Genomic DNA, 20,062 nt, shown 5'->3' with positions numbered 1-20,062 from the left:
TGGTCAGGGGAGTTGCTGGTGAGAACTTTAATGCGGGGCTGGTCCCGCAAGTAACCCGCTACTCAGCCAGCCGCCCAAATCATCCGATATTTGCTACCTATGCCCGCTGCCGTTCCGCTGTCCGTCGTCATTATCACCTTCAACGAAGAGGCCAACATTGCCCGCTGCCTCGAAGCCGCCCGCCCGGTGGCCGCCGAGCTGCTGGTCGTGGACAGCTTCTCGACCGACCGCACGGTGGAAATCTGCCGGGAGTTGGGCGTGCGGGTGGTGCAGCATGTCTTCGCGGGCTACGTCGAGCAGAAAAACTACGCCACCGCCCAGGCCCGCCACGAGCACGTACTCCAGCTCGATGCCGACGAAGTGCTGACGCCGGAGCTGCAAGCCAGCATCCGGGCGGCGCTGGCCAGCTGGCAGGGCGGGGGCTACACGCTGGCCCGCCTCACTAGCTACTGCGGCCATTGGGTGCGCCACGGCGGCTGGTACCCCGACCGTAAGCTGCGTCTCTACGACCGGCGCCTGGGTTGCTGGCAGGGCCTGTTGCTGCACGAGCACTACGAGCTAACGCCCGGCCAACCTGCGCCGTTGCCCCTGGCCGGCGACGCGCTGCACTATTCCTACACATCCGTCGAGCAGCACGTGCAGCAGCTCAACCGCTTCACCAGCATTGCCGCCCAGGAACTCTGGCTGAAGAATAAGCGGCAGGTTTCCGCATTTCACTTGGTATTGAAACCTCTCTGGAAGTTTGTGCACGGCTACGTGCTGAGAGGCGGTTTTCTGGATGGTTTCGCGGGCCTGAGCATTGCCGCTATTTCGGCCTGGGGCGTATTTCTGAAATTCGCCAAGCTCAAAACCCGTCATTCCGCATGAGCCGTACCTTCCTCATCAGCCGCACCGACGCTATCGGCGACGTGGTGCTGACGCTGCCGGTGGCCGGCCGGCTGAAACAGTTGTTTCCGGGCTGCCGGGTGCTGCTGCTGGGCCGCGACTACACCCGCGCCGTAGCCGAAGCCTGCCCCTGGGTAGATGATTTTATGAGCTTCGACGAGTTGCAGCAGCTGCCGCCCAACCAGCAGGTAGCTGCCCTGCGCGTGGTTGGAGCCGATACTATTCTGCACATCTTCCCCAATAAGGATCTGGCCCGGCTGGCGCTGCTGGCGGGCATCAAAGTGCGCATCGGCACCCGCAACCGCTGGTTTCATTGGCTTACCTGCAACCGGATGGTAAAGCTTAGCCGCAAAAACTCCGACTTGCACGAAAGCCAGCTTAACCTAGCCCTGCTGGCTCCGCTGGCCGAATCGGCCTTACTGCCGCTGTCCGAAGCGTCTTCCTTGGTGAAACTGACGCCCACCGTGCCGCTGCGGCCCGAGCTGCAGCATCTGCTGGCTAACCGCCAGCCCGGCCAGCTAAATGTAGTGCTGCACCCACGGAGCCGCGGCAGCGCCCGCGAGTGGGGGCTGCCGCACTTCGGGCAGCTGGCCCGCCTGCTGCACGAAGCCGGGCATCGGGTGTTTGTGACGGGCACAACGGCCGAGGGCGAGGAGTTGCGCGACTGGCTGATTGAGCATCGGCCTTACGTCGCTGCCGAACTCACCGGCCAGTTGGCCCTGCCCGAATTCATTGCCTTCCTGGCTGCCGCCGATGGGTTGGTGGCCGGCAGCACCGGCCCGCTACACCTGGCCGCTGCGCTGGGCCGGCACGCGCTGGGCCTTTATCCGCCCATCCGGCCCATGCACCCCGGCCGCTGGGCCCCGCTCGGCCTCCATGCCGAATATCTGGTCATCGACCGGCCCGATTGCCAGGACTGCCGCACGAAGCCGGTAGCCTGTACCTGCATTAAGGCCTTGGAGCCGGCGCTGGCGCTGGCCCGCGTGCAACAGTGGCAGCGTCGGCTACCGGTGGGCTCGTAAGGGTTATATGCTCGGATATTTGTGCAATCGGCAACGAGACGCAATATCTTGCGTCTCGCTCTGATGAATGTTGTCCGTTCAGTAAAACTGGTCAACTACCGCAGGCCAAACCATTGCGTCTCTGCGCCGGGCCCTAGCCCGCCAAATAAACCGAATGCCCACTTCCGAATCTATTTCTTCAATACCGAAGCCCACTGGCTGGAAAAGCTGGTGGTACTCTGGCCAGCTCTCCCGGTATTTGCTACTGCTGGCCTGCGTGGCCGGAGTGGTGGGGCTGATGAGCTCGCGGGCCCTGGTGGCGCTGGCGCCGGTGGTGGGTGTAGTGGCGGCGCTGGCCAACCCAAATGTACGCCAGCAGGTGCCCCAATGGCTGCGGCTGCGCACGGTGTGGGCTCCGGCCGGCCTTTATGTGCTGCTGCTGCTTAGCGGCCTCTACACGCACGATTGGCCCGAGTGGCGGCACGAGCTGTTCCGGCAGCTGCCTTGGCTGGCCGTGCCCCTGGTATTCGGGCTGGCCGTACCGCTCACGGGCCGGCAGCGGTTTGGGGTGGGTAGCCTGTTTGTGGTGGGCCTGGCGCTTATTGGGGCGGCCACCGTGGGGCAGTACCTGCGCGACCCGGTCACTGCCAACGAAGCTTTCCGCCTCGGTCAGAGCATGCCCTCCGTCACGCGCATCTTCCACATCCACTTTGGGCTGATGCTGGCGCTGGCGGCCTTTTTCGGTTTCCGGATGGCCCGGCAGCGGCACGTGCCCCGCTGGCTGCGGGTAGCGCTGGGCCTGAGCGTAGTGATTTGTGTAGGGGTACTGCACGTGCTGGCGTACCGCACAGGCCTGCTGGCTGCCTATGTACTGCTGCTGGTAGAGGCGCTACTGGCGCTGCTGGTGCGCCGCCGGTTCTGGCTGGGCGCTGTACTGCTGCTTGCGCTGGTAGCAGGGCCCTGGCTGGCCTATCACACCCTGGGCTCGGTGCGCGAGCGGGTCAACAATACGCTCTTCGACCTTGAGCAGTTCGAACGCCGACACGATATCAATCAATTCTCGCTCTCGCGGCGGCTGGCTGCCTGGCAGACGGCCACCGTGGTGGCCCGCCAGAATCCCCTGCTAGGTGTGGGCCCGGCCGATGCGTACGCCGCCATGATGGACCAGTATGCCTGGCGTAGCTACGGGCTGCTGCCCAAGAACCGCGTGATGGTGCATAACCAGTACCTGCACCAGCTGGTGGCAGGTGGGGTAGTGGGGTTAGTGCTATGGCTGCTCGTGCTGTTGGGGCCGTTAGGGCAACCCGCCTTACGCCGGAATCCGTACGTGTACCGATTCGTGCTGCTATTGGCTGTGGCCATGCTCACCGATTCGCTGCTGGAGTTGCAAACGAGCTACAATCTGTTTGTTTTTCTCTATGGCTTTCTGATAGTGGCTGCTGAGCGCCGGCTCTGGCAGTACCCCAAACCTTCGCCGGCGCAAAATGGTATAAACAGTATATTTGTCTGACCGCGGTTTTCGGCCCCGAAAACCACACTTTTTAGCGTCCATGAGCGATTCTCCCGAGCGGATCCCTAAGTTGAGTAAAGAGGAAAAAGACCGGCGTTTCCAGGCCGAGCTAATGCCTGTGCTCGACCCCCTATATAACTTTGCCTTCCGCCTCACCCTCGACGAGGACGATGCAAATGACTTGGTGCAGGAAACTTATCTGAAAGCATATCGCTTCTTTGAGTACTTCGAACCGGGGACCAACGCTAAAGCGTGGCTGTTTCGCATCCTCAAAAACTCGTTCATCAACGATTTTCGCAAGAAAAGTAAGCAGCCCGCCAAGGTTGATTACAGTGAAATCGAAGGGTACTATAATTCTGAGGAAGTAGAGGCCGACTCTGATGCCGGTACTACCTCCTCGGACATGCGGCAGCAAGCCGTACGCGACCTCATCGGCGACGAAGTGGCTCGCGCACTAAACTCGCTGCCAGTGGATTTCCGCACAGTTATCATACTTTGCGACCTGGAAGGGTTCACGTACGAGGAAATGGCCAAAGTGCTCGATATCCCCATTGGTACAGTGCGCTCACGCCTGCACCGGGCCCGTAATTTCCTCAAAGAGAAGCTCGACAAGTACGCCCGTTCAATGGGTTATGGCACAAATGGAGCCACAACCGAAGACGAAGACGACGACACCGATCAATAAACGACCGACTAAATTCTTTCAATGCCAGGCAGCAGTTATGGAACCTACCTCTACCTCATCAACCAAACAGGCAGCCGCCACGCTTAACGACGGCCCCGACTGTGACCGCGTAAATACTATCCTCGACCAAATTATCGTGGGGCAAGACCCCTCGGCAGAGGATGAGGACTATTTCGTCAGCCACGCCGAAGATTGCTCGCCATGCTTTGATAGCTTAGAGAAGCAGCAGGTTTTCATCGACTTCCTAACCCAAAAGGTAGGGCGCAAAGGAGCCCCGGCCGCACTTTCTCAGCGCATTCTTGCCCAACTTCAGAGAGAAATGGCCTAATTTTACCCGATGCAGGGTAAAATCATTGCTTTCTCCGCGCCTTCCGGGGCCGGAAAAACCACCATTGTCCACCGGTTACTGGCCCGAATGCCGGAGCTGAGCTTTTCTATTTCGGCCTGCACGCGCGACAGGCGTGGCCGCACCGAAGCCAACGGTAAGGACTACTACTTTATCTCCGTTCAGGAGTTTCAGGAGAAAATCCGCCACGACGAATTCGTGGAGTGGGAAGAGGTGTACGAAGGCGCTTTCTATGGTACGCTGAAACAGGAAATTGAGCGCATCTGGGAAAACGGTCAGCATTCGGTGCTTGATGTGGACGTGAAAGGCGGCCTCAGCATCAAGGAGTTTTACCAGGACCGCGCCTTAGCGGTATTCGTAAAACCACCCTCGCTGGAAATTCTGGAGCAGCGCCTGCGTCATCGAGCGACCGACTCGGAAGCCAGTATCTCAGCCCGCCTCTACAAGGCTAATTTCGAGCTTACGTTTGAAGACCGCTTCGATGTGGTCATCATCAACGACGACCTCGATAAGGCGGTAGACGAAGCCGAGCGACTGGTGCGCGCCTTTATTACCGCCGAATCGGCCATACTGTGAGCAGCCCCACCTCCGTCGCCCCATCGGGCCGGAAAGTGGGGCTACTTTTTGGCTCCTTCAACCCCATCCACACCGGCCACCTGATTCTGGCTAACTTCCTGGCCACGCACACCGATTTGGCCGAGGTCTGGCTCATCATGTCGCCCCAGAGCCCCTTCAAGGCCCAGGCCGACCTGCTGGATGAGCAGGCGCGGCTGGCGCTGGCCACCAGCGCCATTGCCGGCAACGAGCGACTGCGCGTGCTCGACATTGAGTTTCGCCTGCCCAAGCCCAGCTATACCATCGACACGCTCGACCAGCTGCGGCAGCTGCACCCGGGGCAGGAGTTCGTGCTGCTCATGGGTGGCGACAACGTGGCGGGCCTTCCCCGCTGGAAAGCCGCCGACCGGCTGCTCGCCGAGGTCGAAATCTATGTGTACCCACGCCCTGGCTACGCGCTGCCTGAGCCGCTACCGCCCGCTGTGCGCGTCGTTGAGGCCCCGCTACTCGACATCTCGGCCACTTTCATCCGCCGCTGCCTGCGCGAGGGCCTATCTGTCCGCTACCTGCTGCCCGAGGCAGTGGAGCAGCAGATTCGGGAGGCGGGATATTACGTTTAATTGGGGCTACAAGCAATAAGCCGTAAGCCGCAGGCTGATGTTGAACATCGGCCTGCGGCTTACGGCTTATTGCTTGTAGCAGCCGAAAGAATCAGATCGTCATTATCTCCGTTTCCTTTTTGCCCAGCACTTCATCCACTTTGCTGATGTAGACGTCGGTAAACTTCTGGACTTTAGCTTCGGCGTCCTTGATGGCATCTTCCGAAGCGCCATCCTTCTGCAGCTTGCGCAGCGACTCGTTCACATCTTTGCGAATACCGCGGATGCGGACCTTACCGCCTTCCGATTCCGATTTGGCCTGCTTCACCAACTCGCGGCGGCGCTCCTCAGTCATGGCTGGGATATTAAGGCGTACGCCTTCGGCATCCGACTGCGGGTTGAGGCCCAGGTCGCTGTTTTTGATTGCCTTGGCAATCTCGCCAATCATGTTCTTCTCCCAAGGCTTGATGAACAGCGTGCGGGCATCAGGCGCCGACACGTTGGCCACATTGCCCAGCGGAGTAGGCGTGCCGTAGTAGTCAACCCGCAGCGAATCGAGCATGGCGGGCGAGGCTTTGCCAGCCCGGATGCGCGAAAATTCTACAGTCGTGTGCTCCAGGGCCTTGCCCATCGACTCTTCGGCCTCATCGAGGTAAAACTTTATTTCTTCGTCCACTTCGGAAAAGTTAAGTGTTGAAAATTAGGGATTAATGGGTTGACCAGCCGCGAAAACTACGCCGACGGGGTGTTGGGCTCGCCTACGGCCGGTGTGAGGGAGTTGTTCTGCGCGTCGGCGTTGGCGCCGTGCATGCTCACGAGCGTGCCCACGCTTTCGCCGCGTAGCAGGCGCTGCAGGTTGCCTTCCTTGTTCATATCGAAAACGATAATCGGCAGGTTATTTTCCTTGCATAGCGTGAAGGCTGTCATATCCATCACGTTGAGCTTCTTATCCATCACTTCGTCGAAGCTGATGTTGGCGAAGCGCTTGGCCGTGGGGTCTTTCTCGGGGTCGGCGGTGTAGATGCCGTCCACGCGGGTGCCCTTCAGCACTACGTCAGCCTCAATCTCGATGGCCCGCAACGACGCCGCTGAGTCGGTGGTGAAGTAGGGCGAGCCGATACCGGCGCCGAAAATAACGACGCGGCCTTTCTCGAGGTGGCGCATGGCGCGGCGGCGAATGTAGGGCTCGCACACTTGCTGAATGGTGAGGCCCGAAAGCAGGCGGGTGTTCACGCCCAGTTTTTCGAGGGCGCTCTGCAGGGCCATCGAATTGATAACGGTGGCCAGCATGCCCATGTAGTCGCCCTGCACGCGGTCGAGGCCGAAGGCTTCGGCCTGCACGCCCCGGTAGATGTTGCCGCCCCCAATAACGACGGCCACCTGCGTGCCCGTTTCGGCGGCAATCTTAATTTCCTCGGCGTACTGCATGAGCCGGTTGGCATCGATGCCATACTGCTGCTGGCCCATCAGGGCCTCGCCACTCAGTTTCAGCAGAATTCGGTTGTACTTCAAGGCAGTGAGGAGATGGTGTAGTAAAAAGGAAGAGTAGCTGGATGCTTAGGCGAATTGAATCAACACCTGGCCTTTGGTCACGTTGTCGCGCAAGCCTACTTTGATGGCGGCCACAACGCCCTCGCCGGGGGCTTTCAGGATGTTTTCCATTTTCATGGCTTCCAGCACCAGCAGCGGGTCGCCCTTCTGCACAGTCTGGCCCGGTTGCACCCGCACGTCCACAATCAGGCCCGGCATGGGCGCCTTCAACTCGTTTACCTTGGTGCTAACGGCCGCGCTCAGGCCCATCTTGTCGAGCAGCAAATCGAGGCGGTCTTTGGCCTGCAGCTCCAGCCGCTGCCCGTTTAGCTGCAGCACCACGGTTTTGGTGGCGTAGTCGATTTCCAGCAGCTCGGCGTTGTAGGAACGGTTCTGATAGAGGACGTGGTAGCGGCCGGCGCCGAGGGCCGTGAGGTCCCAGGCGAAGGGCTGGCCACCGAGCGTAACTGCACCGGCAGACTGGTAGTCGACTTCCTGCGGCGACTGGTTGGCCGCGGCTAATTGGATTTGCAGCATACGAATAGGGCGGGAGTGGGGCAGAAAAGGGCTTAAAGATAGGTCAAATCTGAAATAAATTCGGAACTTCACCAACCATTACCCTAGTGCCTTATTGCATGAAATACCTATTCCTCGGTATTCTTTTCCTGTGGCTGCCGGCCCAGTTACCGGCTGCTGCTCAGGCGACTAAGGCGGGTCGCGGCGGTGCTGCCAGCCCGCATTCGCCCGCTCGAAAAGCCCCCGATACTACGCCTTACTTGGCGCCCACCACGGCGCCGGTGCCCAACTGGCTACCCGACCAGGCCCGCCCATCGCAGCCTTCGGCCACCATTCTCCACCATTTGGTAGACACCAAGCTCGACCTGCGCCCCGACTGGAGCCGGCAGTGGTTGCAGGGTACGGCCACGCTCACGCTCCGCCCGCATTTCTACCCGCAGTATCAGTTGGTGCTCGATGCCAAAGGCTTCGACATTAAAAGCGTGGAGCTACTCAGCGCGGGCCGCAAGGGCCGCGACCTGAAGTACACCTACGACAAGAAGAAGCTCATCATTACCCTCGACCGCACCTACCAGCGCACTGAGCAGTACCAAGTGCGCATTCAGTACGTGGCCAAGTCCAACGAGCTGCCCAAGGGTGGGGGGAGCGAGGCCATAATCGACGATAAGGGCCTGTACTTCATCAACCCGCTTAATACTGAGAAGGGCAAACCCCGCCAGCTCTGGACCCAGGGCGAGACGGAGGGCAGCTCCTGCTGGTTCCCCACCATCGACCGGCCCAACCAGCGCATGACCCAGGAAATCAGCCTGACGGTGGAGGCCGACCAGAAAACGCTGTCCAATGGCTTGCTCGTATCGTCGCGCCGCAACACCGATGGCACTCGCACTGATACCTGGAAGCTAAACCAGCCCCACGCGCCCTACTTGGCTATGCTGGCAGTGGGCAACTTCGCCGTTGTGTCAGACACCTGGCGCGGGAAGGCAGTGGACTACTACGTGGACCCCGCCTACCGGAACACGGCCAAGCAGGTGTTTGGTAACACGCCCGAAATGCTGGAGTTCTTCTCCAAAAAGCTGGGAGTTGACTATCCGTGGGATAAATATGCTCAGGTAGCAGTGCACGATTTCGTATCGGGAGCGATGGAGAACACCACTGCCTCCACATTCGGGCAGCAGCTGGTGCAGTTTACGCCCCGCGAGCTGGCCGATGTACCCTACGACGGCTCGGAGTCGGTTATCGCCCACGAGCTGTTCCACCAGTGGTTTGGTGATTATGTTACCAACGAGTCGTGGGGCAACCTGCCGCTCAACGAGGCCTTCGCCGATTACTCAGAGCTGCTCTGGGCCGAGTATAAATACGGCCCCGACGCGGCGGCCCTGGTGCAGCGCAATAAGCTGCGCACCTACCTCGAAGAGGCTCAGGTGAAGCGCGAGCCCCTCATCCGCACCAGCTATAACAACCATGAGGATCTGTTTGACCGCCACTCTTACGACAAGGGTGGCCGGGTGCTGCACATGCTGCGCAACCTCGTCGGCGATGATGCTTTCTTCGCCTCGCTCACCCGCTACCTCAACCAGAATAAGCTGTCGGCCGTCGAGCTGTCAAAGCTGCGCATGGCGTTCGAAGAAACGACTGGGGAGGATTTGATGTGGTTCTTCGATCAGTGGTTTCTGCAGCGCGGGCACCCCGAGCTGCGCGTAACCCACAGCTACGAAAACAGTGCTGTGGTACTGCGCGTGCGGCAGGTGCAGGACACCCTTTATCAGCCCGTATTCCGCCTGCCCGTAACAGTCGCCGTCTGGAGTGGAAACCAGTCCACCCAGCACCGCCTCGTCATCACCCAAGCCGACCAGACGTTCCGCCTGCCCGCACTTCAGCGCCCGTCCTTGGTAAAGTTCGACAATGAGGGAATACTGCTGGCCGCCATCGACGAGGCGCAAACCCCCGAGGAACTGCAGTTCCAGCTCAGCCACGCCCGCGGCTACCTCCAGAAAATACAGGCTATGGAAGGGCTAAAAAGCAAGTCGAGCGATTTGCTGGTTAGCTCAGCCTTCCGCGTTGCCCTCACCGACCCCTTCTGGGCCACCCGCGTGGCCGCGCTCGAGGGTCTGCGGCGCTACCGCGGGGCCGAAGGTAGCGTTGTGCGTAAAGATTTGCAGCAGGTCGCCCTCAGCGAGAAGCACGGCGCCGTCCGGGCCACTGCCATCAACGTGCTATCATCGTTTGCCAACGAAGACTTTGCCGGCGTCTACGAAGCCGCACTCATCGACAGCTCCTACCTGGTAACTGCCGCTGCGGTTGATGCTCTGGCCAAGTCGCCTGCGCCCACCACCCGCGCCCAGGTTGCCCGGCTGCAGAAAACCCGTAATCCGGCGCTGCTCAAGTCGCTGTCCGGCTTTTACGGCCTCAACGGCACCCTCGACGACTACGACTGGTTTCTGCAACGCAGCCAAGATGCCCAGCCCGAGGTGCTATATGTGCTGCTCGAAAACTTTGGCCGCCTCATGAACCGCATTCCGCCCGTAGAGCGCGAGAAGGGGCTGCAGCGCCTCGAAAATCTGGCCCGCAGCCATCCGCAGCTCTACGTACGTCTTGGGGCCTACAAGGGCCTGAATGAGCTGACCGGGAGCATGCCCACTCTTAAAACTACACTACAGGATATCCGGAATAAGGAAACGGATAGCAATCTGAAGGCCATGTATAGCTTGGTGCAATAATTTTTTTTCGTCCCGGAACCTTACATCGTGGTTCCGCTTTACCCTAGGAAGTCAGCCGCTTAGCCTGCCGGCGCTGGTTTGAACCGCTCAAAAAGTCAGCCAACCCGAAACCTTTTTTCACCTAGGGCTTGACTTATGTCAGAAACCCACTAATTTTGCAACTCCAATTCGAGAAAAAGCGGCTCCGGCCCACGAATTGGAATGGGCGGCTTTCACGCAAACGGCGTTGAAACCACATAATCGGGGGTGTCGCATAGTGGCAATTGCGGCTGACTGTAACTCAGCTCCTTCGGGTTCAGAGGTTCGAGTCCTCTCACCCCCACATTCGTGAATAAGCGACCCGGTGAAGGAGTAAGTTCAGGCTTATCTGGTTTCACTCACTCATCGGGTCACTCATTCACTCCTTCGCGGGAGTAGCTCAGTTGGTAGAGCGGCAGCCTTCCAAGCTGCAGGTCGCGAGTTCGAACCTCGTCTCCCGCTCGCAGCAACAGTACGCCTGACAATAGATTGCGCCGGCCCAGGCTGGCAAATGTTGTTCTCCTGTCGTACCTTTGCCCCGGCTACGCGCTAGCGGGCTACAACTATCAGCCGTTTTAGCTCAGTGGTAGAGCACTTCCTTGGTAAGGAAGAGGTCATGGGTTCAAATCCCATAAATGGCTCAGAATTACGAGTACCAACGGGGCAGCGCGACTGCACCGTTTTGGAACTGTCAGCCAAGAAAAGCGACGTGCAGTCCCTGGTCAAGCAGAGCTGTGTTTCGCTTTCTTCTGTATAGTTAAGTTTTAAGTCGCGTTTCCCCTTCTCACCTCAAAATTCCTCTTAATCTCTTTACAATGGCTAAAGAAAATTTTGACCGGTCCAAGCCGCACGTAAACATCGGCACGATTGGTCACGTTGACCACGGCAAAACCACCCTCACTGCTGCCATTACCCAGGTATTGGCTGGCAAAGGCCTGGCTGCCAAGCGCGACTTCTCTTCGATTGACAATGCTCCCGAAGAGAAAGAGCGTGGCATCACGATCAACACCTCGCACGTAGAGTACTCGACGGTGCTCCGTCACTACGCCCACGTTGACTGCCCCGGTCACGCTGACTATGTGAAGAACATGGTTACCGGTGCTGCCCAGATGGACGGTGCTATCCTCGTGGTAGCTGCTACCGACGGCCCAATGCCCCAGACCCGTGAGCACATCCTGCTCGCTCGTCAGGTTGGTGTTCCCCAGCTAGTAGTATTCATGAACAAAGTTGACATGGTCGATGACCCCGAGCTCCTCGAGCTGGTGGAAATGGAAATCCGTGAGCTGCTTTCGTTCTACGACTTCGACGGCGACAACATCCCCGTAATTCAGGGCTCGGCTCTGGGTGGCCTGAATGGCGATGCCAACTGGGTTCCCAAAATCGAGGAGCTGATGGACGCTGTTGACTCCTTCATTCCGATTCCTGCTCGTCTGACCGACCTGCCCTTCCTGATGCCTGTTGAGGACGTGTTCTCGATTACGGGTCGTGGAACGGTTGCTACCGGCCGTATCGAGCGTGGCATTGTAAACTCGGGTGAGCAGGTGGAGATTCTCGGCATGGGTGCTGAGAACCTGAAGTCTACTGTAACCGGTGTGGAGATGTTCCGCAAGATTCTGGACCGTGGTGAAGCCGGCGACAACGTTGGTCTGCTGCTCCGTGGTATCGAGAAAGAAGCCATCCGCCGCGGTATGGTTATCTGCAAGCCAGGTTCCGTTAAGCCTCACACCAAGTTCAAGGCTGAGGTGTACGTATTGTCGAAAGAGGAAGGTGGTCGCCACACTCCGTTCTTCAACAACTACCGTCCCCAGTTCTATTTCCGCACCACCGACGTAACCGGCATCATTATGCTGGGCGAAGGCGTGGAGATGGTAATGCCCGGCGACAACGTAACTATCTCGGTTGAGTTGATCAACTCGGTAGCTATGGAGAAAGGCCTGCGTTTCGCTATCCGTGAGGGTGGCCGGACGGTAGGTGCCGGTCAGGTAACCGAAATCACCGAGTAGTTTTCTTCGGAAATCTGCTGAAATAAAGCAATCCGCTCCTGAAATTTTCGGGAGCGGATTTGTTTTGTTTAAAGAGTTACCTACATTTGCAGTCCCAATCGGGCTTTGGCCTAAGTCGGGACGCATCCACGGGCGTAGTTCAAGGGTAGAATAGAGGTCTCCAAAACCTTTGATGGGAGTTCGAATCTCTCCGCCCGTGCCACCAGATTGTCCGGCTGCTTCGGCAGCCGTTCTTTTACTCACTCTCACCAGCAGGTCCTTTAGCATGAGCAAGCTGACCAACTACTTCCGGGAAACATCGGACGAGATGCGTTACAAGGTAACCTGGCCTTCGCTGGAAGAACTGCAGAAAAGCGCCGGCCTGGTGTTGCTTGGCTCGCTGATCTTCGCAGTGGTTGTGGGTGTGATGGATGTGATTTTCAAAGAGGGCCTAGAGGCCTTCTATAACTCGTTCGTTTAATCGGCAACAGACGCGACTAAAATGGGCGAATTGAAATGGTACGTGGTCCGCTCGGTGAGCGGACAGGAGAAGAAGGCCAAAACTTACCTTGAGACCGAAATCGGCCGTCACGGTCTGTCGGAACTGGTGCCGCAGGTGCTGATTCCGGTAGAGAAGGTCTTCGAGATGCGCAATGGCAAGAAGCGTGTCCGCGAGCGGAACCTCTACCCCGGCTACATCATTATCCACGCCGACCTGACCCACGGCGAGGTCGACCACATCATCACCAGCACCCCGGGCATCATCGGCTTCCTCTCCGATAAGGAGGGGAAGGCGGCCAACCAGAACACGGTGCCGGTGCCATTGCATATTTCGGAAGTTAACCGTATCCTCGGCATCGTCGATGAGTCGGAAGAGCAGACCGAAACGCTGGAAACCCCCTTCGTGGTGGGCGAGCTGGTGAAAATCGTAGACGGCGGCTTCGCCGGCATGTCGGGCAATGTGGCCGAGGTGTTCGAGGACCGCAAGCGTCTCAACGTAATCGTGAAAATATTCGGCCGTAGCCAGCCTATGGAGCTGAGCTACACTCAGGTTGAGAAAGAAATAGAGTAGAGCTTAGTTGATTGTGCTTAGTGCTTAGGTCGTTTAGCGATAGCACACTGCTAAAATAGTCTAAGCACTAAGCACAATCAACTAATCTCTAACAATAATACGTCATCGGTTATCCGCTCCGGGCCGGTGGTGCTTCCACTTCGGAGCAATTGAAAAACTGAGGATGATGCGAGTTACGTCGCGACATCCGAAGCCTTACAAACCAAATGGCCAAGGAAATTAGAGGTTATCTGAAGCTTCAGATAAAGGGAGGCGCTGCGAACCCCGCACCGCCGGTTGGACCTGCACTTGGTAGCAAAGGCCTTAACATCATGGAATTCTGCAAGCAGTTCAATGCTCGCACCCAGGATAAGGCCGGCCAAGTTTGTCCTGTTCTCATCACCATGTACACCGACAAGTCGTTCGACTTCGTGGTGAAGACTCCACCGGTGCCCGTTCTGCTGAAGGACGCCGCCAAGCTCCAGAGTGGTTCGAAAGAGCCTAACCGGAACAAAGTAGGGTCGGTTACGTGGGACCAGGTTCGCACTATTGCCGAAACCAAAATGCCCGACTTGAACGCCTTTGAGGTGGAGTCGGCCATGAAGCAGGTAGCTGGCACAGCTCGGAGCATGGGTATCACCGTGTCGGGTGCTTCTCCTTTCGCTGCATAATTTAAACAACGAAAGACATGGCAACTAGCAAAAAACGCAAGGAAGCCCTTGCCAAGCATGACCTGACCGAAATTCGGACTCTGGTAGATGCGGCCAAAGTCGTGAAGGATATTACCTACACGAAATTTGACGCCTCGGTAGATATCGACGTTCGTTTGGGTGTTGACCCCCGCAAAGCCGACCAGATGGTGCGTGGCGTTGCTACGCTGCCCCACGGCACTGGCAAAACCGTTCGCGTTCTGGCTCTCGTAACGCCCGACAAAGAAGCCGAAGCTACTGCAGCTGGTGCCGATTTCGTTGGTCTGGACGACTACATCGCCAAGATCGAGAAAGGCTGGACCGACATCGACGTAATCATCACCATGCCGGCCGTAATGGCCAAAGTGGGCCGTCTGGGCCGCGTATTGGGCCCCCGCGGTCTGATGCCAAACCCTAAGTCGGGCACGGTTACGACGGATGTTGCCAAGGCGATCCAGGAAGTGAAAGCTGGTAAAATCGACTTCAAGGTTGATAAAACTGGCATCATCCACTGTTCGGTTGGCAAGGTGTCGTTCGACGATCAGAAGCTGGCTGAAAACGCCATCGAGGTTATTCAGACGCTGTTGCGTTTGAAGCCTTCGTCGGCCAAGGGCACCTACATCAAGAGCATTACGCTCTCGAGCACGATGTCGCCCGGCGTACCGGTCGACACGTCGGTAACTTCCGCCTAACCTTAATCAACACGACGTATGATCCGGGAAGAAAAACAAGCCCTCGTCGACGAGTTGAGCGAGAAGTTTCAATCGCACAACGCGTTCTACATTGCCGATGCTTCGGGAATGTCGGTGGCGAAAATCAACGAATTCCGCCGGTTGTGCTACAACCGCGGCATGGAGTTCAAGGTGTACAAGAACACGTTCATCCGCAAGGCTCTCGATACCCTCGAGGTTGATACTACGGAAATGGATGCGGCGCTAGTAGGCCAGTCGGGCATCCTGTTCTCGAAAGAGTCGGGCAACGCTCCGGCCAAGCTGATGCAGGACTTTCACAAGGCTCAGAACTACAGCAAAACGGCTGTCGTCCGCCCGGCCCTGAAAGGTGCTTACATCGACTCTGGCATCTATATCGGTCACGACCAGCTCGGCACGCTTGCTACGCTGAAAGGTAAGAATGAACTCATCGGTGACATCATCGGTCTGCTTCAGTCGCCTGCCAAAAATGTTATCTCTGCTCTGTCGAGCGGCGGTACCAAGCTGGCTGGCATCCTCAAAACGCTTTCCGAAAAAGAAGAGGTTGCAGGCTAACCACTGCTCGTCTTTTTCAATATAATTTTTCTTCAACAACCCCCCCTTTTTAACAATCTACAGAAATGGCAGATTTGAAAGCATTCGCCGAGCAGCTCGTTAGCCTGACGGTAAAAGAAGTAAACGAACTGGCTGGCATCCTGAAGGACGAGTATGGCATTGAGCCCGCTGCTGCTGCTCCGATGATGATGGCTGGCGGTGGCGCTGGTGCTGCTGACGCTCCTGAGGAGAAGTCGACTTTCGACGTAATCCTGAAGTCGGCCGGTGGCGCTAAGCTCGCCGTTGTAAAGCTGGTGAAGGACCTGACCGGCCTCGGCCTGAAGGAAGCCAAAGAACTTGTTGACGGTGCTCCAAAGGCCGTTAAGGAAGGTGTTTCGAAAGATGAGGCCGACGGCCTGAAGAAGCAGCTGGAAGAGGCTGGTGCTGAAGTAGAGGTTAAGTAGTCTCTGCGGCCCGCTCTAAGAGCCAACAAATTAGGAGAGGCCTGGCAACTAAGCCAGGTCTTTTCCTGTTTGTAGGCAACAAACTAGTCGGAAGTTCGTTAACGCGCCGCTTTGCGGCTTTTCGCGGCTACGGACGGTCCAGCGCAAACTGCTACTAGTAGTGCTTTGCGCTTCGGCGTGTCCGCTTATTTTAAAATAATTTGCCAAGCTGACTACTCTGTTTTCGGCCTGGCTTGGATTCTCCCAGTCTCCATTTCCTAACCCCACATACATTGGCTACATCGAAAGAACCGAAAGCACCCCAGGTGCCGACAGGGCTGCAAAAATTGCAGGCCGCTGACGAGCGGATCAACTTCGCCAAGATTAAAAAGGTTATTGAGTACCCGGATTTCCTCGACGTGCAGGTGCGCTCGTTCAAGGATTTCTTCCAGTTGGAAACGGCTGCTGAGAACCGGACCGATGAAGGCCTTTTCAAAGTATTCGCCGAGAACTTCCCGATTTCGGACTCGCGCGAAAACTTCGTCCTGACCTTCCTAGACTATCACGTCGACCCGCCCAAGTACTCGGTTGACGAGTGCATCGACCGGGGCCTGACGTATTCTGTGCCGTTGAAGGCCAAACTCCGGCTGGTGTGCAACGATTCGGACAACGAGGATTTCGAGACGATTGAGCAGGAAGTTTTCCTGGGCAACATCCCGTACATGACCGAAAAGGGTTCGTTCGTTATCAACGGAGCCGAGCGCGTTATTGTATCCCAGTTGCACCGTTCGCCGGGCGTGTTCTTTGCCCAGAGCAAGCACACCAACGGCACCAAGCTGTATTCGGCCCGTATTATCCCGTTCAAGGGCTCGTGGATTGAATTTGCCACGGACGTGAACAACGTGATGTACGCCTACATCGACCGGAAGAAGAAATTCCCGGTTACCACGCTGCTGCGCGCCATCGGTTACGGCACCGACAAAGACATTCTCGACCTGTTCGGACTGTCGGAGGAAGTGAAGGCCGACAAGAAGAACCTCAAGAAAGCTGTCGGCCGCAAGCTGGCTGCCCGGGTGCTGCGCACCTGGACCGAGGACTTCGTGGACGAGGACACCGGCGAAGTAGTTTCCATCGACCGTAACGAGGTGCTGATGGAGCGCGATTCCGAGATTTCGGAGGAGGACATCGATATCATCCTGAATGCCGGGGCGAAGTCGGTAATTCTGCACCGCGAGAACGTGAACATCGCGGACTATGCTATCATCTACAACACACTCCAGAAGGACAACTCCAACTCGGAGAAGGAGGCTGTAGAGCAGATTTACCGTCAGCTCCGGAACACGGAGGCTCCCGACGAGGAAACTGCCCGCGACATCATCCAGAAGCTGTTCTTCTCGGATAAGCGCTACGACCTCGGCGACGTAGGTCGCTACCGGATCAATAAGAAGCTGGGCATCGAGACCAACTGGGAGGCCCGCGTGCTGACCAACGAGGACATCGTGCTCATCGTGAAGTACCTCATCGGTCTGATCAACTCGAAGGCTATTGTCGATGACATTGACCACTTGAGCAACCGCCGGGTGCGTACGGTAGGCGAACAGCTTTACGCCCAGTTCGGCGTGGGTCTGGCCCGCATGGCCCGTACCATCAAGGAGCGCATGAACGTGCGCGACAACGAGGACTTCAAACCGGTTGATCTGATCAACGCCCGCACCCTGTCGAGCGTGATTAACTCGTTCTTCGGTACGAACCAGCTCTCCCAGTTCATGGACCAGACCAACCCGCTGGCCGAGGTGACGCACAAGCGTCGCGTATCGGCACTGGGGCCAGGAGGTCTGTCGCGTGAGCGCGCGGGTTTCGAAGTACGTGACGTTCACTACACCCACTACGGCCGCCTCTGCACCATTGAAACGCCGGAAGGACCAAATATTGGTCTGATTTCGTCGCTGTGCGTGCACGCCCGGGTAAACTCGATGGGCTTCATTGAAACTCCGTATCGCACGGCCGCCAACGGCCAAGTGGACATGACGGAAAACGTGAAGTACCTGACCGCCGAAGAAGAAGACACCCACCACATCGCCCAGGCTAACGCCCCGATCGATGACAAGGGTAATTTCCTCAACGAGCTGGTAAAAGGCCGTTTCGAAGGTGACTTCCCCGTGGTTGGTCCCGACGAATACAGCTTCATGGACGTTGCCCCGAACCAGATTGTATCGGTAGCTGCTTCGCTGATTCCGTTCCTGGAGCACGACGACGCCAACCGGGCCCTGATGGGTTCGAACATGCAGCGCCAGGCGGTACCGCTGCTGAAAGCCGAAGCCCCCATCGTGGGCACCGGCCTTGAGGGACGCGTAGCTACCGACTCGCGTACTTTGGTAGTATCTGAAGGTGTTGGTGTAGTGGATTACGTGGATGCCAACCGCATCGTGGTAAAGTACGACCTGACGCCGGACGAAGTCCTCGTAAGCTTCGATGCCGAGCGGATTTCCTACGACCTCATCAAGTTCCGTCGCACCAACCAGGATACTTGCATCAACCTGACGCCTCTCGTGAAGAAAGGCGAGCGGGTAACGCGGGGCCAAGTGCTATGCGAAGGCTACGGCACCAACAAGGGCGAACTCGCCCTGGGCCGCAACATGCAGGTGGCATTTATGCCATGGCAGGGCTACAACTTCGAGGATGCCATCGTCATCTCGGAGAAAGTGGTGCGCGACGACATCTTTACCTCGATTCACATTGAGGAGTTTGAGTTGGAAGTGCGCGAAACCAAGCGCGGCGAAGAAGAGCTGACCTCGGAAATTCCGAACGTGAGCGAAGAAGCCGTGCGTAACCTCGACGACAACGGCGTAATCCGTTTGGGTGCCGAGGTGAAGGAAGGCGACATTCTGATCGGTAAGATTACGCCCAAGGGCGAAACCGACCCGACCCCGGAAGAGAAGCTGCTCCGCGCCATTTTCGGCGACAAGGCCGGCGACGTGAAAGACGCTTCCTTGAAAGCGCCACCGTCCCTGCAAGGTGTCGTTATCGGCACCAAGCTGTTCTCGCGTCCGAAGAAAGACAAAAACCTGCGGGCCAAGTCGAAGAAGGAAGTAGAAGAACTGAAGGAGGCGTATGGTCGCGAGCTACGTGGCATCCGCGCCATCATGGTGGAGAAGATGATTAGCCTGCTCGAAGGCAAGACGTCGCAGGGTATCAAGCATAAGTTCGGTGAGGAAATCATGTCGAAGGGCGTGAAATTCGGCAAGAAGAACGTGGCTGAAAACCTGTTCCCCGACAAGAACCCCTACCGCGACGAGAGCAACTACGCCGTGCCAGAGGAGGCCAACCTGTTCAAGGACCTCGTACTGGATGGCTGGACAGCTGATGCCCGCATCAACGGCATGGTAGGCGACCTAGTGAAGAACTATGCCAAGCGCCGCAACGTGGTAACGGCCCGCTTCAAGCGCGAGCGGTTCACGCTGGAGGTTGGCGATGAGCTGCCCGCCGGTATTGTTCAGCTGGCCAAAGTGTACATCGCCAAGAAGCGTAAGCTGAAGGTGGGTGACAAGATGGCCGGCCGTCACGGTAACAAGGGTGTAGTAGCCCGGATCGTGCGCGACGAGGACATGCCTTTCCTGCCCGACGGCACCCCGATGGACATCGTGCTCAACCCGCTTGGTGTACCAAGCCGGATGAACATCGGTCAGATTTACGAAACCGTACTCGGCTGGGCCGGCCTGAAAATGGGCCGTACCTACGCTACCCCGATTTTCGACGGTGCGACCGAGGACGAAGTAGCCAAGGAACTGACCGAAGCCGGTCTGCCCGACTGGGGCCGTGCGTACCTGCACGATGGCCTGACGGGTCAGAAGTTTGATCAGCCGGTAACGGTGGGTGTTATCTATATGCTGAAACTAGGTCACCTGGTGGACGACAAGATGCACGCCCGTTCGATCGGACCGTACTCGCTCATTACCCAGCAGCCGCTGGGTGGTAAGGCCCAGTTCGGTGGTCAGCGCTTCGGCGAGATGGAAGTGTGGGCGCTGGAAGCCTTCGGCGCTTCCAACGTGCTCCAGGAAATCCTGACGATAAAGTCGGATGACGTGGTAGGCCGGGCCAAGGCGTATGAAGCCATTGTAAAAGGCGACATCCTGCCCAAGCCCAACATCCCCGAGTCGTTCAACGTGCTCATCCACGAGCTCCGTGGTCTGGCATTGGAAATTACGCTTGACTAGTTATTCGGAAAGGGAGCTACAGCCGGTTCGCCGGCGGTAGCTCCCACTTCGGATGTTAAAGGAGTGGCTCCTCCGCC

The 20,062-nt window shown here is 57.7% G+C and carries 19 protein-coding genes and 4 tRNA genes; 20 read left to right on the top strand and 3 right to left on the bottom strand.

All coding sequences use genetic code 11. The annotated features are described in order from the left end of the window. The first annotated feature begins 99 nt into the window (after window positions 1–99). The 7 genes from D0N36_RS00650 (at window position 100) to nadD (ending at window position 5,602) form a co-directional block, all read left to right on the top strand. Window positions 100–867 (top strand): glycosyltransferase family 2 protein, encoded by a 768-nt coding sequence (locus D0N36_RS00650; protein WP_116939127.1) that lies wholly within the window; start codon window positions 100–102, stop codon window positions 865–867. Then, window positions 864–1,907 carry a glycosyltransferase family 9 protein gene (locus D0N36_RS00645; RefSeq protein WP_116939126.1) on the top strand — a complete coding sequence of 348 codons (1,044 nt, stop codon included), beginning with the start codon at window positions 864–866 and terminating at the stop codon, window positions 1,905–1,907. Before D0N36_RS00650 ends, D0N36_RS00645 begins: the two co-directional genes overlap by 4 nt. Window positions 1,908–2,061: 154 nt before the next feature. Continuing rightward, a complete protein-coding gene (locus tag D0N36_RS19875) occupies window positions 2,062–3,396 on the top strand; it encodes an O-antigen ligase family protein (protein WP_147320696.1) in 1,335 nt (444 codons plus the stop codon). 40 nt (window positions 3,397–3,436) lie between these two features. Beyond that, window positions 3,437–4,081 (top strand): sigma-70 family RNA polymerase sigma factor, encoded by a 645-nt coding sequence (locus tag D0N36_RS00635; RefSeq protein ID WP_116939124.1) that lies wholly within the window; start codon window positions 3,437–3,439, stop codon window positions 4,079–4,081. 37 nt (window positions 4,082–4,118) lie between these two features. Then, on the top strand, window positions 4,119–4,409 hold the full coding sequence (locus D0N36_RS00630; protein WP_116939123.1) for a hypothetical protein: 291 nt from the start codon (window positions 4,119–4,121) through the stop codon (window positions 4,407–4,409). 9 nt (window positions 4,410–4,418) lie between these two features. Then, window positions 4,419–5,003, top strand: a complete 585-nt coding sequence (gmk, locus tag D0N36_RS00625; RefSeq protein ID WP_116939122.1) for a guanylate kinase — start codon at window positions 4,419–4,421, stop codon at window positions 5,001–5,003. Next, window positions 5,000–5,602 carry a nicotinate (nicotinamide) nucleotide adenylyltransferase gene (gene nadD / locus D0N36_RS00620; protein WP_116939121.1) on the top strand — a complete coding sequence of 201 codons (603 nt, stop codon included), beginning with the start codon at window positions 5,000–5,002 and terminating at the stop codon, window positions 5,600–5,602. The genes gmk and nadD overlap by 4 nt, the downstream gene beginning before the upstream one ends. A 91-nt stretch (window positions 5,603–5,693) precedes the next feature. On the opposite strand, the gene frr is transcribed toward nadD, so the two are convergent. From frr to D0N36_RS00605, 3 genes are read right to left on the bottom strand one after another with little or no spacing between them, the layout of a single operon-like run. Next, window positions 5,694–6,257: a ribosome recycling factor gene (frr, locus tag D0N36_RS00615; RefSeq protein ID WP_116939120.1), complete on the bottom strand. Its 564-nt coding sequence runs from the start codon at window positions 6,255–6,257 to the stop codon at window positions 5,694–5,696. 56 nt (window positions 6,258–6,313) lie between these two features. Beyond that, the gene (pyrH, locus tag D0N36_RS00610) at window positions 6,314–7,093 is read right to left on the bottom strand and encodes a UMP kinase (protein WP_116939119.1); all 780 of its coding nucleotides are present in this window, start codon (window positions 7,091–7,093) and stop codon (window positions 6,314–6,316) included. 45 nt (window positions 7,094–7,138) lie between these two features. Beyond that, a complete protein-coding gene (locus tag D0N36_RS00605) occupies window positions 7,139–7,648 on the bottom strand; it encodes a biotin/lipoyl-containing protein (protein WP_116939118.1) in 510 nt (169 codons plus the stop codon). 98 nt (window positions 7,649–7,746) lie between these two features. Between D0N36_RS00605 and D0N36_RS00600 the strand changes: the two genes are divergently transcribed. The 13 genes from D0N36_RS00600 to rpoB all read left to right on the top strand — a co-directional run bounded on the left by D0N36_RS00600 (window position 7,747) and on the right by rpoB (window position 19,985). Continuing rightward, a complete protein-coding gene (locus D0N36_RS00600) occupies window positions 7,747–10,344 on the top strand; it encodes a M1 family metallopeptidase (protein ID WP_116939117.1) in 2,598 nt (865 codons plus the stop codon). A 242-nt stretch (window positions 10,345–10,586) separates the two neighbouring features. Continuing rightward, window positions 10,587–10,666 (top strand) — tRNA-Tyr (locus D0N36_RS00595). Between the two features lie 85 nt (window positions 10,667–10,751). Continuing rightward, window positions 10,752–10,824, top strand: a tRNA-Gly gene (locus D0N36_RS00590). A gap of 107 nt (window positions 10,825–10,931) precedes the next feature. Next, window positions 10,932–11,003, top strand: a tRNA-Thr gene (locus tag D0N36_RS00585). A 174-nt stretch (window positions 11,004–11,177) separates the two neighbouring features. Continuing rightward, entirely contained in the window at window positions 11,178–12,365 is a 1,188-nt protein-coding gene (tuf, locus tag D0N36_RS00580) for an elongation factor Tu (RefSeq protein ID WP_116939116.1), read from the top strand. Window positions 12,366–12,493: 128 nt separating this feature from the next. Beyond that, window positions 12,494–12,567 (top strand) — tRNA-Trp (locus D0N36_RS00575). A 63-nt stretch (window positions 12,568–12,630) separates the two neighbouring features. Continuing rightward, window positions 12,631–12,825 (top strand): preprotein translocase subunit SecE, encoded by a 195-nt coding sequence (secE, locus tag D0N36_RS00570; RefSeq protein ID WP_116939115.1) that lies wholly within the window; start codon window positions 12,631–12,633, stop codon window positions 12,823–12,825. Between the two features lie 21 nt (window positions 12,826–12,846). Beyond that, entirely contained in the window at window positions 12,847–13,416 is a 570-nt protein-coding gene (gene nusG, locus D0N36_RS00565) for a transcription termination/antitermination protein NusG (RefSeq protein WP_092767945.1), read from the top strand. A gap of 206 nt (window positions 13,417–13,622) precedes the next feature. Continuing rightward, entirely contained in the window at window positions 13,623–14,066 is a 444-nt protein-coding gene (gene rplK / locus D0N36_RS00560; protein WP_116939114.1) for a 50S ribosomal protein L11, read from the top strand. 17 nt (window positions 14,067–14,083) lie between these two features. Further along, a complete protein-coding gene (gene rplA / locus D0N36_RS00555; RefSeq protein ID WP_116939113.1) occupies window positions 14,084–14,776 on the top strand; it encodes a 50S ribosomal protein L1 in 693 nt (230 codons plus the stop codon). An 18-nt stretch (window positions 14,777–14,794) separates the two neighbouring features. Continuing rightward, window positions 14,795–15,349, top strand: coding sequence for a 50S ribosomal protein L10 (gene rplJ, locus D0N36_RS00550; RefSeq protein WP_116939112.1), 555 nt, complete (start codon window positions 14,795–14,797; stop codon window positions 15,347–15,349). A gap of 65 nt (window positions 15,350–15,414) precedes the next feature. After that, complete coding sequence (rplL, locus tag D0N36_RS00545; protein ID WP_116939111.1) at window positions 15,415–15,792, top strand: 50S ribosomal protein L7/L12; 378 nt, start codon at window positions 15,415–15,417, stop codon at window positions 15,790–15,792. A 317-nt stretch (window positions 15,793–16,109) separates the two neighbouring features. Continuing rightward, the gene (gene rpoB, locus D0N36_RS00540; RefSeq protein ID WP_190242464.1) at window positions 16,110–19,985 is read left to right on the top strand and encodes a DNA-directed RNA polymerase subunit beta; all 3,876 of its coding nucleotides are present in this window, start codon (window positions 16,110–16,112) and stop codon (window positions 19,983–19,985) included. Window positions 19,986–20,062: the final 77 nt, after the last annotated feature.

The sequence above is a fragment of the Hymenobacter lapidiphilus genome, from assembly GCF_003417065.2.
Lineage (GTDB): Bacteria > Bacteroidota > Bacteroidia > Cytophagales > Hymenobacteraceae > Hymenobacter.
The sequence above is the reverse complement of the archived record's forward strand: the minus strand, read 5'-3'. Positions and strand labels throughout refer to the sequence as shown.